Annotated in this window: 15 protein-coding genes and 1 riboswitch; all 15 genes read left to right on the forward strand. The window is 36.9% G+C overall.

Annotation, left to right across the window (positions count from 1 at the left end):
* Positions 1–82: 82 nt before the first annotated feature.
* The 15 genes from AC6R0T_RS05190 (at position 83) to AC6R0T_RS05260 (ending at position 15,715) form a co-directional block, all read left to right on the forward strand.
* A complete protein-coding gene (locus AC6R0T_RS05190; RefSeq protein WP_303753513.1) occupies positions 83–703 on the forward strand; it encodes a lysozyme family protein in 621 nt (206 codons plus the stop codon).
* Between the two features lie 95 nt (positions 704–798).
* On the forward strand, positions 799–1,641 hold the full coding sequence (locus AC6R0T_RS05195) for a DUF368 domain-containing protein (protein ID WP_303753514.1): 843 nt from the start codon (positions 799–801) through the stop codon (positions 1,639–1,641).
* 232 nt (positions 1,642–1,873) lie between these two features.
* Positions 1,874–3,739, forward strand: coding sequence for a DNA primase (gene dnaG / locus AC6R0T_RS05200; protein WP_303753516.1), 1,866 nt, complete (start codon positions 1,874–1,876; stop codon positions 3,737–3,739).
* Positions 3,740–3,763: 24 nt separating this feature from the next.
* On the forward strand, positions 3,764–4,870 hold the full coding sequence (gene rpoD / locus AC6R0T_RS05205) for an RNA polymerase sigma factor RpoD (protein ID WP_206905576.1): 1,107 nt from the start codon (positions 3,764–3,766) through the stop codon (positions 4,868–4,870).
* 252 nt (positions 4,871–5,122) lie between these two features.
* Positions 5,123–7,054: a cell division site-positioning protein MapZ family protein gene (locus tag AC6R0T_RS05210; protein WP_303753518.1), complete on the forward strand. Its 1,932-nt coding sequence runs from the start codon at positions 5,123–5,125 to the stop codon at positions 7,052–7,054.
* Between the two features lie 60 nt (positions 7,055–7,114).
* A complete protein-coding gene (locus AC6R0T_RS05215) occupies positions 7,115–7,858 on the forward strand; it encodes an AzlC family ABC transporter permease (protein WP_268990956.1) in 744 nt (247 codons plus the stop codon).
* Entirely contained in the window at positions 7,851–8,174 is a 324-nt protein-coding gene (locus tag AC6R0T_RS05220) for a branched-chain amino acid transport AzlD family protein (protein ID WP_206905777.1), read from the forward strand. Before AC6R0T_RS05215 ends, AC6R0T_RS05220 begins: the two co-directional genes overlap by 8 nt.
* A gap of 33 nt (positions 8,175–8,207) precedes the next feature.
* Positions 8,208–9,077, forward strand: coding sequence for a CvfB family protein (locus AC6R0T_RS05225; protein ID WP_230708728.1), 870 nt, complete (start codon positions 8,208–8,210; stop codon positions 9,075–9,077).
* An 89-nt stretch (positions 9,078–9,166) separates the two neighbouring features.
* On the forward strand, positions 9,167–9,613 hold the full coding sequence (gene fur, locus AC6R0T_RS05230) for a ferric iron uptake transcriptional regulator (RefSeq protein WP_206905589.1): 447 nt from the start codon (positions 9,167–9,169) through the stop codon (positions 9,611–9,613).
* 113 nt (positions 9,614–9,726) lie between these two features.
* Positions 9,727–10,617, forward strand: a complete 891-nt coding sequence (gene xerD, locus AC6R0T_RS05235; protein ID WP_230708726.1) for a site-specific tyrosine recombinase XerD — start codon at positions 9,727–9,729, stop codon at positions 10,615–10,617.
* Positions 10,618–10,630: 13 nt separating this feature from the next.
* On the forward strand, positions 10,631–11,386 hold the full coding sequence (locus tag AC6R0T_RS05240; protein WP_230708724.1) for a segregation/condensation protein A: 756 nt from the start codon (positions 10,631–10,633) through the stop codon (positions 11,384–11,386).
* Positions 11,373–11,957, forward strand: a complete 585-nt coding sequence (scpB, locus tag AC6R0T_RS05245; protein WP_303753520.1) for an SMC-Scp complex subunit ScpB — start codon at positions 11,373–11,375, stop codon at positions 11,955–11,957. The genes AC6R0T_RS05240 and scpB overlap by 14 nt, the downstream gene beginning before the upstream one ends.
* A complete protein-coding gene (locus tag AC6R0T_RS05250) occupies positions 11,957–12,676 on the forward strand; it encodes a pseudouridine synthase (RefSeq protein ID WP_230708997.1) in 720 nt (239 codons plus the stop codon). Before scpB ends, AC6R0T_RS05250 begins: the two co-directional genes overlap by 1 nt.
* A gap of 52 nt (positions 12,677–12,728) precedes the next feature.
* Positions 12,729–12,851, forward strand: a riboswitch (FMN riboswitch).
* Between the two features lie 129 nt (positions 12,852–12,980).
* The gene (locus AC6R0T_RS05255) at positions 12,981–13,586 is read left to right on the forward strand and encodes an ECF transporter S component (RefSeq protein WP_303753521.1); all 606 of its coding nucleotides are present in this window, start codon (positions 12,981–12,983) and stop codon (positions 13,584–13,586) included.
* A gap of 626 nt (positions 13,587–14,212) precedes the next feature.
* The gene (locus tag AC6R0T_RS05260; RefSeq protein ID WP_230708718.1) at positions 14,213–15,715 is read left to right on the forward strand and encodes a YfcC family protein; all 1,503 of its coding nucleotides are present in this window, start codon (positions 14,213–14,215) and stop codon (positions 15,713–15,715) included.
* Positions 15,716–15,852: the final 137 nt, after the last annotated feature.

Raw genomic sequence — 15,852 nt, forward strand, 5'->3', positions numbered from 1 at the left:
TCCAAAGAATCTAGTTAGACATAGTCACAGGAATTTAGAAATAGTAGTATAGAAAAATACTCAGAAGATTTGGATGGTTTATATGTTTAAAAAGATTAGCAAGTTCTTATTGAAAATTATCGTTTTGATCATTTTAATCGGTGTCATGGTGACAGGATATCGCAATTATCAAATACTAAAACGGGTGCATCAATATGATGCTATCGTGGCACAAACAGTAAAAAAATATCAAATTCAAGATCAAAAACAATTGGCACAAGCGATTATTTTTACAGAGTCAAAAGGTCGGGGCTCTGATATTATGCAAAGCTCTGAAAGCAGCTATGGCCAGCAAAATAAAATTGCCACTTCTTATGAAAGCATTGATGCAGGAGTAAATTTTCTGGCACAAGCTATTAAAAAGGCAAAAGATGCCGATTGTGACATTTGGACGGCGGTTCAGGCTTATAACTTTGGTCTCGACTATGTTGATTACGTTGCAAAAAATGGTGGTAAAAATACATTAAAGTTGGCGGAAAGCTATTCTAAAAATGTTTTGTCACCAATTTTAGGGAATGAAGAGCAAACAAAATATCGCTATTGGGGACTGCAGTCTATTTTTTACAATGGAGGATTTTTATATCACAATGGCGGCAATTTATTTTATGCTGACGTGGTAAAGATGAATGAAAAGAAAATCAATTGGACAAACTTTCTATTTTAACTTGCAAGCCAAGGCAAGTATGCTAAACTTTAAAAGGGAATTTTCATTAGCTATGTTGTTTAATTTGAATTTATGATGAGGAGTGTTTAGTTGTAATGGAAAAATCAATGTCAAAAGAGGCGAAAACCAAAGATTGGCTATTGCGTTTTGTCAAAGGGATGTTTATTGGCTCTGGCTTTATTTTACCTGGGGTTTCTGGCGGAGCGTTAGCAGCGATTTTTGGTATTTATGAACGGATTATTTCTTTTTTAGCTCATATTACCCGCAACTTTAAAGAAAATGTTTTGTTTTTTATCCCAGTTGGACTAGGCGGTGTTACGGGAGTATTTTTGTTATCTTTTGTCGTTAGTTTTTTACTGGGAACTTATGAAACAATTATTTTATGGTTTTTTGTAGGCTGTATTATTGGAACTGTACCGGCTTTATGGCAAGAAGCAGGAAAAAAAGGGAGGAGTACGCGAGAAATTATCATCTTAGCAGTCAGCTTTGTTTTGGGCTTTTTGTTCTTATGGAAAGGTTCTGGCTTATTCTCACATGTGGATCAAAACTTTTTCACCTGGGTTATTGCTGGTGGCTTAATTGGTCTGGGAATGATCGTGCCTGGGCTTAGTCCTTCTAACTTTTTAGTTTATATGGGAATGTATAAGGCTATGTCTGACGGCATTAAAGATTTGAATTTCAGTGTGATTATTCCAATTGGCATTGGTGGGATTGTGACCGTTTTAGGCTTATCAAAAGTAATGGATTATATTTTTAGTAAAGCGTATCCGCAATTATTCCATTTTATTTTAGGAATTGTTTTTGCTTCAACCGTGATGATTGTCCCAACAAATTACAGTGGTTTTAATCTCGGTAGTTATGCAGGCTGCTTTGTCTTGTGTGTGTTAGGTATATTATTAGGAGCTTGGATGAGTAAACTAGAAGATCAATACAAATAAAAAGTATTTGAACATTCAATATGAAAGATTAACAAATTATTTTTTTGCAACCACTATTTTTTCGTTTTTTTCAATTACGACACTTTGGGGCGTAACACTTGAAAAACAATAAGAATATGTTAGAATATAGTTTGTATTATTGGGTCTTTTTTGAAGTCGCGCTGATTTTTAATTAGTGCGATTTTTTACCGATAACAATTATTTAATAATTTGCAGGCTGGAGGTGAGTGAAGTGGCAAGAATACCTCAGAATGTAATTGATGAGATTCGTGAAAAAAGCAATATCGTCGAAGTCATCGGCCAATACGTTCAGCTTAAAAAAGCCGGCAAAAACTATGTAGGCTTATGTCCTTTTCACGAAGAAAAAACACCTTCTTTTTCTGTTGCTGAAGATAAGCAGATTTTCCATTGTTTTGGTTGTGGTCGTGGCGGCAATGTTTTTGGTTTTGTGGAAGAATTGGAAGGGTTAACTTTTCCAGAAGCAGTGGCTAAGGTGGCTGAGATTGAACAAATTCCTTTTGCCCCTGAGTACAAAATTGATACGCAAGCATACACGCTAAACTCGCCGCAGCAAGGGCTAATTAAGCTCCACGAAAAAGCAAAAGAAGTATATCATCATATGTTGGTAAATACTGCTGCTGGACAAGCTGCGCTAGATTATTTGTTAAACCGCGGCTTAACAGAAGAGCTGATTGCAGAATTTGAGATTGGCTTTGCTCCAAATGAAAGACAGTTTTTACGGCAAGTTTTTGCAAACGAGAAAGTTGAGACTGCACTTCTAGCACAGACGGGACTTTTTGTTGAGCGGGAAAATGGAGAATTGGCTGATCGTTTTTACCAGCGGATTATGTTTCCAATCCATGATGCAAAGGGTAAGACAATTGGTTTTTCCGGCAGAATTTTAACAACAGAAGAATTCAAAGGAGAAAATCAACCGAAATATTTGAACTCGCCGGAAACTGAATTATTCAACAAACGGCAAGTACTCTTTAACTTTGATAAAGCCAGACCAACTATTCGTAAAGAAAATACGGTGTTTTTATTTGAAGGGTTTATGGATGTTATCGCGGCATGGCAGTCTGGTGTGAAAAACGGAATTGCCAGCATGGGAACGAGTTTAACTAGTCAGCAAATCGCTGCAATTGAACGCGTTGCTGGTGAAATTGTCATTAGCTATGATGGAGATAAAGCAGGATTAGCTGCTACTGATCGTGCGATTGGCTTATTGGCTGAACACAGTAATTTGGATTTGGCAATTTTACAATTACCAGAAAAACTCGATCCAGATGAATATGTAAGAAAATATGGTAGTGCGGCGTTTTATGATTTGGCGTATCACGGGCGTGAGACGGTTTTTGGTTTTAAAATGGCCTACTTGCGCCAAAATCGCAATTTAGGTAATGAAAAGGAACAATTGGATTATGTTACGGAGCTGTTGCAAGAATTGGCAAAAGTCGATTCTTTGTTAGCACAAGATCGTTATTTAACCCAAATTGCAATGGAGTTTCATTTAAGTCGTGAAACATTGCAACAACAACTAAGTGAATTTAAACAAGCGCGTCGGCAAGCAGAAAAAAAGCCAACCCAACCAAAGGCTGACTATGAACAAGCAAGTCATGATGTGAGTGGCGACTCATCAAGCACTGTATTGCCTCAGACACCAAAACGAGCGTTAACACAGGTGGAACGTGGTGAGCAGTTGGTCTTATATCGACTTTTCAACGACAGTTCATTACTGGCACGCCTACAGCAAGCGCAATTAGTTTTTATTCACGACGAGTACCAAACAATTTATTTTATGTATGAAAACTTTATTGAGAGTTTTGGTAGTTTTTCGCTACCGGATTTTCTCGATTATTTGACGGAGACGTCAATAAAAAATAAAGTGATTGAAATTGCCTATCTCACTGTGCCACAAGATTCTTCAGAAGAAGAAATAAAAAGCATTTTGCGTTTATTCCAAAAGGCGCGCATTGCTGAAAAAATTAATCAAAAGAAATTTCTGCAGCAAGAAGCAAGTCAATTGGGCAATATGCAACAGGCATTGGAGTTGGCAGTTGAAATAATAGATTTAACAAAAAAATTGCAGCAAGCTTAACTACACAAAGGGGGCCTTCTTTTCATGGCAAAAGAACAAAACACAGAATATGATAAAGCGGTAAATGCTTTTATCAAAGAAAATAAACCCAATGGCCAAGTCGTATACGACGAGTTGTCCAATAAATTGGCCACACCTTTTTCATTAGATGCTGATGCAATGGACAAATTAATCCAAAAAGTCGAAGATGCTGGTATCAGTGTTGTTGATGAAAATGGTGAACCGTCTGTTCACAGCTTAAAGAGCAATGAAAAAAAAGCAGAAGCAGCTAAACAAGAAGATTTATCTGCCCCGACAGGCGTTAAAATCAACGATCCTGTGCGGATGTATCTAAAAGAAATTGGCCGGGTTCCGCTTTTAACAGCTGAAGAAGAAGTTGAACTAGCTTTAAAAATTGAAGAAGGCGATCAAGAAGCAAAACAACGCTTGGCAGAGGCTAATTTGCGTTTAGTTGTTTCGATTGCAAAACGATATGTTGGGCGCGGAATGCAATTTTTGGATTTAATTCAAGAAGGCAATATGGGCTTGATGAAAGCCGTTGAAAAATTTGATTATCGTAAAGGCTTCAAATTTTCAACATATGCGACGTGGTGGATTCGTCAAGCAATTACACGGGCTATCGCTGACCAAGCCCGGACGATTCGTATTCCTGTGCACATGGTTGAAACTATCAATAAATTAATTCGAATTCAGCGGCAATTGCTACAAGATTTAGGTCGGGAACCAACGCCTGAAGAAATTGGAGCTGAAATGGATTTGCCAACTGAAAAAGTTCGCGAAATTTTAAAAATTGCACAAGAACCTGTTTCATTGGAAACGCCAATTGGTGAAGAAGATGATTCACATTTGGGTGATTTTATTGAAGATCAAGAAGCAACAAGTCCTGCTGAACATGCAGCTTATGAATTATTAAAAGAACAACTTGAAGATGTTTTAGATACTTTAACAGACCGAGAAGAAAATGTCTTACGTCTCCGGTTTGGTCTTGATGATGGACGTACTAGAACCCTTGAGGAAGTCGGAAAAGTCTTTGGTGTTACCAGAGAACGGATTCGCCAAATCGAGGCAAAAGCACTACGAAAATTGCGCCATCCATCTCGTTCTAAACAATTAAAAGATTTCTTAGAATAAAAAAACTGTTGCGCTATAAAAATGGCGCAACAGTTTTTTTATGCGGCTAATTTTTAGTAAACGTTTTGCACCTGTAATTTTCTTAATAAAATCCTAACTTCCTATCCTAAGCCGAAACGTTTATAATAGACTAGATAGTCTGGCAGTTTTTTAGCTGGCTAATGTGAAATCAAAGTTTTATGCAGAAAGGAAGCAAGAAAAACAGTGATTAACAAATGTCCCCACTGTGGGTTTGAACCTCTTGAGGGTAAAATGGTTTGTCCGCGTTGTGGTGAAGAAATAAAAGAAAATATTGCCGGGAAACTTGCAACGATTAAAGAAAACAATCGCGAAAATAATGATTCCGTTAAATGGTCGGATTTTAAAGATGTTTCAATTGGTTCTGTGATGGAAGAGTCTTTAAATGAAGCAACAAAAGAAGATGATTTGGCTGATGTGAATCCAATTTTAGCTGATTATATTAAAAAGCATAAAGATGACTATGAAGAAGACGAATCGACACCAGCAGTTAAACAAACCAAAGCTGAGGATAAAGACGAGAAAATTATAGCGGGCAACGAAGAGGCTAAAGAGGCTAAAGAAGAGTTATCTAACTTTCAGTCAAAGAATGAAGAAATTGACGAAAGTAAAAAGGATTCCAGAACGTACGAAAAAGACACTGCCGCCAGTGAAGAGCCAAATGAGGAACAAAGTGAAGCACCAAGTGAAGCGCTAAACGAAGAGCCAAGTGAAAAATCGCAAAAAGAAGCAAAAACAATACGTGAAACGACGGTGTCAAAAGCGGCTTCAGTCACAAAGAAGACAACTACAGCTACAGATGAAATAAAAGTTGCCACAAGCAAAGGCGAAGAAACTGAAGCTGACCATATGCTGCCAAAATCAACTTTACCAACAAAAGAGCAAACAGATGTAGACCAGGATAAAAAAGAAGACGCCGTTTTACCATCTGAAGCAAGCAAAATACCTAAGGAAACTGAAAAAAATGAAATTGATCCTGCGGCACTTAATGATAATAACAAGCCAACAACGTCTAAAGCACCGAAAAAGAAATGGCCATATGTTCTTTTAGCCGCAGTACTTGTCTTAGGTGGAGGAGTTGGCTATTATGGTTATGATCAAAGTGTAAAAGCTACGGCGCAAAAAGAGCAACAACAAATTGAAAAACAAGAAACAGTTATCCAAAACCAACTGGCTGACTTTTATACTGATAAGCAGCAACAATTTGTTAAAGCGGATAAAACAAGTGATGAACTAACGGATTTAACCGCGCAAGTTAAAGAGTTAACAAAAAAAGCTAGCAATACTGAAACGAAAGATCGCGCTCACCATTTAACCAATGAAATTGGCCGTATCAAAGAAAAAATTGCCACTGTTACACGTGTAAATAATCTGTTTGAAAGTCCGATTATAAGTGGTGACCAAGTGAAAAAAGATATCGCAATCAAAGGTGACGCAATAAATGTTGAAGTATTAACTGCAGAAGATGAATTTGCAAAAACAATCAACGGCGTGATTAGTGAAGCTAAGTCTCAGTTTAATGATTTAACAAGCGCCCAAAAAGCCGTGGCTGTTGTGTATGCAGACAATAAGGTTAAAGATAAAGCGACGCGCACACAATATCAAGCTGCCCAAAAAGCAGTAGCAAAACTGGTCGACGGCAATCAAAAACAAACTTTAGTAGCTAATTTAAAAAAAGTTGATGCGAAATTAGGCAAGGAAGAAGCAGCTGCGGCTAAGAAAAAGCAAGAGCAAGCAGAAGCAGAAGCTGCTGCTAATGCCGCCAAAAAAGCGCAGAGTACTACTAGCAGCCAAAATTCACAAGCAGGTAGTTTACCAGCAGAAGCATCACCAAATATGCGACCCAATACAGACAATGCACCAATTATGGCCACAAATCCAAGTGCTGTAGCAGATAGTGCAAATCCTGCCTGGGTCTGGAATTCTGGTATCCAAGAAAAAGTTATTCAAACCTGTATTGATCGAGGTTATATTGTTGCTGGTGGTTATTATTTAGAACCTGTTACGATTGAAAATGGCGAAGGGTATTATAACTTGTATGCTACTAATACGCAGTCTTCTTTACTAAAAGGAATTTCGGCAAAAGCTTTACCATATTACATTGTCACAATTAATTGTAAAACAGGTTATTTCCGTGGTAACGGCAATGACCATACCATTCGATAGTAAAAAAACGAATATTATTTATTTTCTGATAATTGCTTGTCTTGCCCTCTTTTTTTCGTTATGATTAAAAGCAAACGAAAAGAAGGGGGCATTTTTGTGGAAGAAGTACAGCGTTATGAAAGCTTTTCAGATGGTGTGAAAGCTTGTGTGCCCACAATGTTAGGCTATATTGGAATTGGTTTTGCTGCAGGTGTTGTGGAAAAAGGTGTGGGACTTTCCCTTTTAGAAATTTTATTGTTATCGTTATTTGTTTATGCAGGTAGCGGTCAATTTATTATTTGTGGTTTATTAGCAATTCAAGCGCCGATTTCGACTATTATTTTAACGGTCTTTTTAGTTAATTCGCGGCATTTTTTGATGAGTTTATCTGTAACTAGCTATTTTAAACCCTACTCAATTTTAAATAATATCGGCATTGGTACACTTTTAACTGACGAATCTTATGGTGTTTTAACAACAGCGCTACAAGAAAAACGACCGTTGACTGCAAAATGGATGCACGGACTAAATGTTGCTGCCTATTTGACTTGGACTTTAGCCAATGTGTGCGGAGGCCTTTTAGGTCAATTTATTCCTGATCCAAATCGATTTGGCTTGGATTTTGCATTAACCGCGATGTTTTTAGGCTTATGTTTATTTCAAATTGAGTTACCATTAAAAAAAAGAACGAAACAAACACTACAAGTGCTTGCTAGTGTCGTTATCGCCTTAGTTTTATTTATGCGGTTTACTTCGGCTGAAATTGCAGTAATTGCGGCAACTTTGATTGGTTGTTTAGTAGGGACGGTGACTCATGATGCTTAATTTGAATATCTTGATTTTAATTTTAGGCTGTAGTATCGTCACTTGGATTCCACGAATTCTACCTTTTGCCTTTGCGCAAAAATTGAAATTTCCTCCTAGAGCGGAAATATTTTTATCGTATTTACCCCTTTGCATTTTATTTGCCCTTTTAATACAGAGTCTGCTGAACTTTAGATCAGGAAATTGGCCTACTATTAAAGGACCAGAAGTACTTGCCAGCATCCCTGCTTTAATGGTAGGTTACTATACGAAGGACTTAATGAAAATTGTGATTGTCGGCATTGTAGCGATTGCTTTAATCCGGCTAGTCATCTAGTTAGGCGCATGTGCGCAACAAGGAGAAAAAATTATGAATGAATTATTAGCTACTATTATTAGTGGGATGGTAACAGATGAAAACGAAACGGCCTATTTTGTCCAAAAAAACGGTGTGACGTTTCGTTTACCAAAAAGTGAAGGGGAGCACCAATTAGGCGAAAGTGTCACTGGTTTTGCTTATCAAAATCAACGGCATGAAAATGCTTTAACAACCAATATTCCGAAAAGTCGTAAAGGACACTATGCCTTTGCAACGGTTATTGCCACTAGACGAGACTTAGGTGTCTTTGTAGATATTGGTTTACCAGACAAAGAAGTTGCGGTTTCTTTAGATGAATTACCAACACTAACGGAATTATGGCCTAAAAAAGGTGATCGTTTGCTTGTCGCTTTACGCGTCGATCAAAAAGACCGTATTTGGGGTACGCTGGCAGAAGAAAAAGTTTTTCGCTCTATGAGTAAAAAGGGCAAGGAAGAACAAAAAAATCAAAATATTACCGGAACTGTTTTTCGCTTGAAAATTGCTGGAACGTATCTTTTAACAGAAGATTTTTATCTTGGCTTTATTCATCCTAGCGAGCGGTACCAAGAACCACGCTTAGGAGAAATCGTCTCAGGACGCGTCATTGGGGTGAGACCAGATGGTGTATTGAATGTTTCTCTTAAACCACGGGCCTATGAGGCAATTAGTGATGATGCAGAAATGTTATTGGCGTATTTGCGTCGTGCTAAAGAAAATAAAATGCCGTATACCGACAAATCTGATCCCCAAAGCATTCAAGAGATGTTTGGGATTAGTAAAGGACAATTTAAACGGGCGATGGGACATTTGCTAAAAGCAAAATTAGTGATGCAAAAAGATGGATTTACCTATCTAATTGAGAAAACAGACCTTGTATAATTCTTGCTTTTTCCTTATAATAAGTATAATCTAGGGTTTGTAATTAAAGGCTAGTTTAGAATTATTATAAAGAAGGTTGCGGAGGATATATGGATACAACAACTACAATGAAAAAAGTGAAACAACAACTTCACGAAGCCGGATTCAAATTAACTCCGCAGCGAGAAGCAACGTTGTTAGTTTTATTAGAAAATGAAAAAGATCATCTCTCTGCTGAAGAAGTGTTCTTTTTTGTAAAACGAAAAAGTCCTGAAATTGGCTTAGCTACTGTTTATCGCACTTTAGAAATTTTAACAGAATTACACGTGGTGGATAAGGTTAGCTTTAATGATGGTGTTTCGCGCTATGATTTAAGAAAAGAAGGAGCACAACATTTTCATCATCACTTGTTGTGTATTGAATGTGGCAATATTGAGGAAATTGAAGAAGATTTATTAGGTGACGTGGAAGAAATAGTCGAAAATAAATATCATTTTGTTGTCAAAGATCATCGTTTAACTTTTCACGGATTATGTCAAAATTGTCAAAAAAAATAAAGTTATGCCAGAGTCAATTGAAGGCTTTGGCGTAGCTTATTTTTTTATCTGTTATAAATGGGTTTCATTTGGTATGATGATAAAGGTGCAATTGAAGAAGGCAAGGGAGAATTATGCAAGAACAAATTACAGATTATTTACATTATTTGACAATTGAAAGAGGTCTGTCTGAAAATACAAAGAAAAGTTATCAACGAGATCTTTTACAATACCTCTCCTTTTTAGAAAAACAAAAGATAACTGACTGGCAAGAAGTCGATCGTTTTACAGTTGTTAGTTTTTTACAGGAACTAAAAGAAGGCGGAAAATCTAGTGCAACGATTGCTCGAATGATTACGAGTTTACGACGATTTCACCAGTTTTTACGGCAAGAACGCATTACAGATCATGATCCCATGCAACATATTGATTCTCCTAAAAAACAGCAAAAATTGCCAGATACATTAAGTTTAGGCGAAGTTGAACAATTGCTTGGCACACCTGATACCAAAGAAACATTGGGCTTAAGAGATCGAGCAATTTTAGAAGTGATGTATGCAACGGGCTTAAGGGTCAGTGAATTGATTAATTTAAAATTAAACGATGTCCACTTAGAAATGGGATTGTTGCAAACTTTGGGCAAAGGCGATAAGGAGCGGATTGTACCTTTGGGTGATATCGCTATAAAATGGGTGCGTCGTTATCTCGCTGATGCCAGACCTTATTTGACTCGTAAAAATCCAGCAGAATCCCACCTATTTGTGAATAATCACGGTAGTGGACTTAGTCGGCAGGGAATTTGGAAAAATTTAAAGGCGATTGTACAAAAAGCCGGTATTTATAAAACGGTAACGCCTCATACATTACGCCACAGTTTTGCTACCCATCTGTTAGAAAATGGTGCTGATTTAAGAACGGTGCAAGAACTATTAGGTCATGCCGATATTTCCACAACCCAAATTTATACCCATATTACAAAAAAACGCATGACGGATGTCTATAAGCAATATTTCCCGCGTGCATAAAAGTTGGTGAATTATGAGTGAGATTAATGTTAAACTGGATGTTTTCGAAGGTCCATTGGATTTATTGCTGCATTTGATTCAAAAATTGGAAATTGATATTTACGATATTCCCATTGCAGCAATTACAGAGCAATATATGCAATACATTCATGCCATGCAGACTTTAGAGTTAGAAGTTGCGGGGGATTATCTGGTTATGGCAGCAACCCTTATGGCAATTAAGTCCAAAATGCTTTTGCCTAAACAGGAATTTGTGGCAGAAGAAGATGCTTATGAAGAAGATCCAAGAGAAGTTTTGGTCAGCCAACTACTGGAATACCGCAAATTTAAATATGCAGCTGAAATCTTGTCAGATAAAGCCAAAGAACGCAGCGATTACTTTACCAAAGAACCTATGGATGTGGACGAGTATAAAGAGGATAGCCCACTTTTACCTGCGAATCAATTAAATACCATCGACTTGTTTTTGGCTTTTCATAATATGCTGGAAAAAAAGAAAAAGCGTCAGGTAATCGAAACGACTATTACTTCTGATGAAACCACCATTGAAGACAAGATGTCTGTTATAAAAATTGGATTAGCAAATTTAAAACCTCACGAGGGGAAAAATTTGGCTGATTTTTTACAAAACTATACAAAAAGTGAAGTTGTCACTACCTTTTTAGCGTTATTGGAACTGATGAAAAATGGAAGTGTGGCAATTGTTCAATCAGAAAACTATGGTGAGATTACCTTATATGCAACAGGAGAAAAAGATGAAGATCAGTGATTTAGAAGCGATTTTATTCGTAGTTGGAGACGAAGGAATTGGCTTAGAAGAATTAAGCTACTTATTAAATACCAAAACAGCAGAAACTTATGAAATGATTCAATTATTGCAAGGGTGCTATGACGAAGATGAAAACTCCGCATTGCATATTTTAGAAGTAGGGAATCATTTTGTTTTAACGACAAAAAAGAAATTTGCTCCGCTGCTAAAAAAATATGCGCAATCGCCTCTGTCAAATACCTTATCGCAAGCTGCGCTTGAAACGCTTGCAATTATTGCTTATAAACAGCCCCTCACTAGAATGGAAGTCGATGAGATTCGCGGCGTTCAATCTAGCGGCTCTGTTCAAAAATTAGTCGCCCGACAATTGATTGAAGAAAAAGGCCGAGTTAATGGACCAGGACGGGCAATTTTATATGGAACAACCGATTATTTCATGGACTACTTTGGTCTTAAAACATTAGGTGAATTGCCGGATATAGAAGCGATGGAAGACGAATTAACAGAAGATGTCCCGATGGATTTATTTTTTGATCGTTTCAAGGAAACAGAAAATGGAGGACAAGAATGATGGAGAGACTACAAAAAGTAATTGCCCATGCAGGCATTGCATCACGCCGTAAAGCAGAGGAATTAATCACGCAAAAAAGAGTCAAAGTTAATGGCACAACGGTAACAGAACTAGGAATTAAAGTCAGTCCCAAAGATCAAATTGAAGTAGATAACGTTCCAATTAATCAAGAAGAACCTGTTTATTTTATGTTTTATAAACCTCGTGGAGTCATATCTGCGGTTAGTGATGATAAGGGACGCAAAGTGGTAACGGATTACTTTATGGGAATTTCTGAACGAATTTATCCGGTCGGTCGTCTGGATTATGATACGTCAGGATTATTATTATTAACAAATGATGGTGCGTTTGCCCAAAAACTAACTCACCCCAAACACGAAGTCGATAAAGTCTATGTGGCTAAAGTAAAAGGCGTGCCAGAAAAACAACAATTACGGCCATTAAGTCGCGGCTTGTATTTTGAAGGTGTCAAATATGCGCCAGCACGCTATGATGTTTTATCTGCTGATACAAAGGCACAAACTTCAATTATTCAACTAACGATCCACGAAGGTCGCAATCATCAAGTTAAAAAAATGTTGCAAGCAGTAGGTCTACCTGTGCAAAAGTTGAAGCGGGAAAAATATGGCAATTTAACCTTAGAAAACTTACGCCCCGGGGAGTATCGTCCTTTGCACAAAAAAGAGGTTAGCCAACTTTTAAATTTAGCCAAGAATTAATACTTGTAATTTTTCTCTTTTCTTATATAATGTAAGTGTAATTAAATACAAGGTTCGTCTTCAGGGGCAGGGTGTGATTCCCGACCGGTGGTAATAGTCCACGAACTGCATTAAGTTGCGGTTGAATCGGTGTAATTCCGATACCGACAGTATAGTCTGGATAAAGAAGATAGGGCTTATTTGAAGTAGCTTATTTCAGATAACTCTAACTCTATTTTCCCTGCATGGAAAATAGAGTTTTTTTATTGGAAAAGTTATTTCAAAAGGTTCGATTGAAGATGGGTCCTTACCTAGGAGGATTTCAATGAAGAACACAAAGGTACAAAAAATGGTGGCTGTCGCATTATTTGCGGCAATGGGAGTTATTTTACAGTATGTTGCGTTTCCACTTTTACCGGCTTTCTCTTTTATGAAAGTTGACTTTAGCGACATACCCGTAATGTTGAGCATGTTTTTATTCGGGCCGATGGCAGGGATTGCGACTGCTTTTATCCGCTCCTTATTACACCTACTTACAACCGGCTTAGAGTTGAGTAATTTAATTGGCGATGCTGCAAGCTTTTTTGCTAGTGTACTCTTTACTTTACCAATGTATTATTTCTTTAACGGGAATAAAGATGGTAATAAAAAAATTGCCAGAAAAGTTTTAGGGGTAACAAGTGGCGTTTTAGCTATGACGATTTTCATGAGTATTGCTAACTATTTTGTTATCACACCTGTCTATTTAAATGTACTAGGTCTGACAGCTGATAAAATGTTAGGCATGTCACTGGCTCAATACGTTGCAATTGGGGTTGTACCCTTTAATTTATTAAAAGGTGCGATTGTCAGTGCAGCATTCTTAGTCATTTATACCAAATTGCTTCCATTTTTAGAGCAAAAACGACGTAAACAACAACACATTGGTTAAAATTGAAAAGATGGCACAAATGTTGAGCAGACATTTGTGCCATCTTTTTTTGATAAGAATTTTTTAGCAATCGGTCAATCACTATCTCAAAACGTATCCTTCAAAAATAAAAAAACTTTTAAAAAATTAACAGTGGCTAAAAAACTTCCCACAAATTTAACTTATTGCGGAAAATTGTGTGTTTTGTGCCCAAATTTTCTAGCTAACTAGGATTATTAAAATACGAAATCTTTAATTCAAAAAAACATTGCTTTTTTTTAATGAAATAAAATACAAAAAGAAGCAAAATGATAAAGCGTTTTCATCTCGTTGGGTTTTTATATGCAATGAATTGTATAATAATCAAAAAGGTATTGTATAAAGAGAAATCCATCACGTTTTCAAGTGGGTATTTTTCATATTAGTAAAAAAATCTAGCGTTACAATTATTGTAGGAGTGGAACAAAGACCGTGGCAATCCGTTCTACTTACAAATTCGTACACTATAAAATGAATATGCATAATAACAAAAAGAAAAAGACGATAAAAAAACTTGTGTAATTATTTCCCAGATCGTCTTATCTTTGATAAAATAACTATGTAATCTATTTTATAGTTACAATATAGAAAAGAGAGGAAGAGAAAAAATGGAAAATACGCAAACGAAGAAAAAATTCCAGATGCCTTCAGCGTACACGGTATTATTCATTATCATTGCATTCATCGCCATTTTGACTTGGTTCATTCCAGCCGGTCATTATAAAGTGGACGATGCTGGTAACATTTTAGCAGGAACCTATGAACGGGTTGCTCAAAATCCACAAGGGTTCTACGATGTTATGATGGCACCAGTTTTAGGGATGTTAGGTTCTGATACAACAGATCCAGCTATCTCGATTTCATTTTTCATCTTAATCGTTGGGGGATTTCTTGGAATCGTTAACAAAACCGGCGCATTAGATGCAGGTATCGGCTCAATCGTAAAACGCTTTAAAGGCCGTGAAAAGAACTTAATCTTTATCTTATTACCAATTTTTGCTTTGGGCGGTTCAACTTATGGGATGGCCGAAGAAACAATTCCGTTTTATTCATTACTGATTCCAGTTATGATGGCGGTTGGTTTTGACTCTATCGTTGCTGTATCAATCGTGCTAATTGGTTCTCAAGTTGGCTGTTTAGCATCAACAGTTAACCCATTTGCCACAGGGGTTGCTTCTGATGCGGTTGGTATTTCAATGGCAGACGGTATGTTATTACGTATTATCATGTGGGTTGTCTTGGTGGGTATTTCAATTGCTTACGTTTATCGTTATGCAGCAAAAATTGAAAAAGATCCAACGCAATCAATCGTTTACAGCCAAAGAGAAGAAGACGCAAAACATTTCGATATTGAAGCAATTAACCGTCAAGAAGGCGTAACGAAAAAACAACGTAACGTAAATATCTTGTTTATCTTGACATTCTTCTTGATGATTTTGAGTTTAATTCCTTGGGAAGAATTTGGGATTAATATTTTTGCCAACTTTACTAAATGGTTATCTGGTCTTCCAGGTTTAGGCATGGTGTTAGGAAAAGATATGCTACCATTTGGTCAATGGTACTTCCCAGAAATTACAATGTTATTCTTATTGATGTCAATTATTGTTGCAATTGTTTACGGCTTTAAAGAATCAGACTTTATTTCTGAATTTTTAACGGGTGCTTCTGATTTAATCGGGGTTGCCATCGTCGTAGCTGTTGCCCGTGGTATTCAAGTTGTGATGAACAACGGGATGATCACCGATACCATCTTAAACTGGGGTGAAAAAGGACTTTCAGGTCTTTCATCTATCGTCTTTATCATTTTGACATTTATTTTCTACATTCCAATGTCATTTTTAATTCCATCAACATCTGGTCTTGCCGCAGCAACAATGGGTATTATTGGACCAATGGGCGAATTTGCTGGTGTTGGTAAAGATTTAGTTATCACAGCTTACCAATCAGCTTCAGGTTTGGTAAACTTAATTACACCAACTTCTGCTATTGTTATGGGTGCTGTTGCGATTGCCCGCATTGATATTGGTAAATGGTGGAAATACATCACCAAATTAATTGCCATTTTATTTGTGGCAATTTGTATCTTGCTTGCAATTGGGACAATACTATAAGATAGACAAATTTTCATAATTTGGCTAAGATGAAGTTAACTTTATATCTATAACTGAGTTTCTCAGTTTTAAAAAGAGAGTTTCGGTTATTCTTGAAGCTCTCTTTTTCTTATTTTTGGTAATTTGTAAAAAAGTTA

Source organism: Enterococcus sp. S86.2, assembly GCF_059834485.2.

Excerpts from the sequence above, each read along its gene's own strand:
- AC6R0T_RS05215 (WP_268990956.1), top strand. The coding sequence starts at position 7,115 with ATGATTAAAAGCAAACGAAAAGAAGGGGGCATTTTTGTGGAAGAAGTA.
- AC6R0T_RS05260 (WP_230708718.1), top strand. The coding sequence starts at position 14,213 with ATGGAAAATACGCAAACGAAGAAAAAATTCCAGATGCCTTCAGCGTAC.
- AC6R0T_RS05220 (WP_206905777.1), top strand. The coding sequence starts at position 7,851 with ATGCTTAATTTGAATATCTTGATTTTAATTTTAGGCTGTAGTATCGTC.
- AC6R0T_RS05250 (WP_230708997.1), top strand. The coding sequence starts at position 11,957 with ATGGAGAGACTACAAAAAGTAATTGCCCATGCAGGCATTGCATCACGC.
- AC6R0T_RS05210 (WP_303753518.1), top strand. The coding sequence starts at position 5,123 with ATGGTTTGTCCGCGTTGTGGTGAAGAAATAAAAGAAAATATTGCCGGG.
- AC6R0T_RS05255 (WP_303753521.1), top strand. The coding sequence starts at position 12,981 with ATGAAGAACACAAAGGTACAAAAAATGGTGGCTGTCGCATTATTTGCG.
- scpB (WP_303753520.1), top strand. The coding sequence starts at position 11,373 with ATGAAGATCAGTGATTTAGAAGCGATTTTATTCGTAGTTGGAGACGAA.
- AC6R0T_RS05195 (WP_303753514.1), top strand. The coding sequence starts at position 799 with ATGGAAAAATCAATGTCAAAAGAGGCGAAAACCAAAGATTGGCTATTG.
- AC6R0T_RS05225 (WP_230708728.1), top strand. The coding sequence starts at position 8,208 with ATGAATGAATTATTAGCTACTATTATTAGTGGGATGGTAACAGATGAA.
- AC6R0T_RS05190 (WP_303753513.1), top strand. The coding sequence starts at position 83 with ATGTTTAAAAAGATTAGCAAGTTCTTATTGAAAATTATCGTTTTGATC.
- xerD (WP_230708726.1), top strand. The coding sequence starts at position 9,727 with ATGCAAGAACAAATTACAGATTATTTACATTATTTGACAATTGAAAGA.
- rpoD (WP_206905576.1), top strand. The coding sequence starts at position 3,764 with ATGGCAAAAGAACAAAACACAGAATATGATAAAGCGGTAAATGCTTTT.
- fur (WP_206905589.1), top strand. The coding sequence starts at position 9,167 with ATGGATACAACAACTACAATGAAAAAAGTGAAACAACAACTTCACGAA.
- AC6R0T_RS05240 (WP_230708724.1), top strand. The coding sequence starts at position 10,631 with ATGAGTGAGATTAATGTTAAACTGGATGTTTTCGAAGGTCCATTGGAT.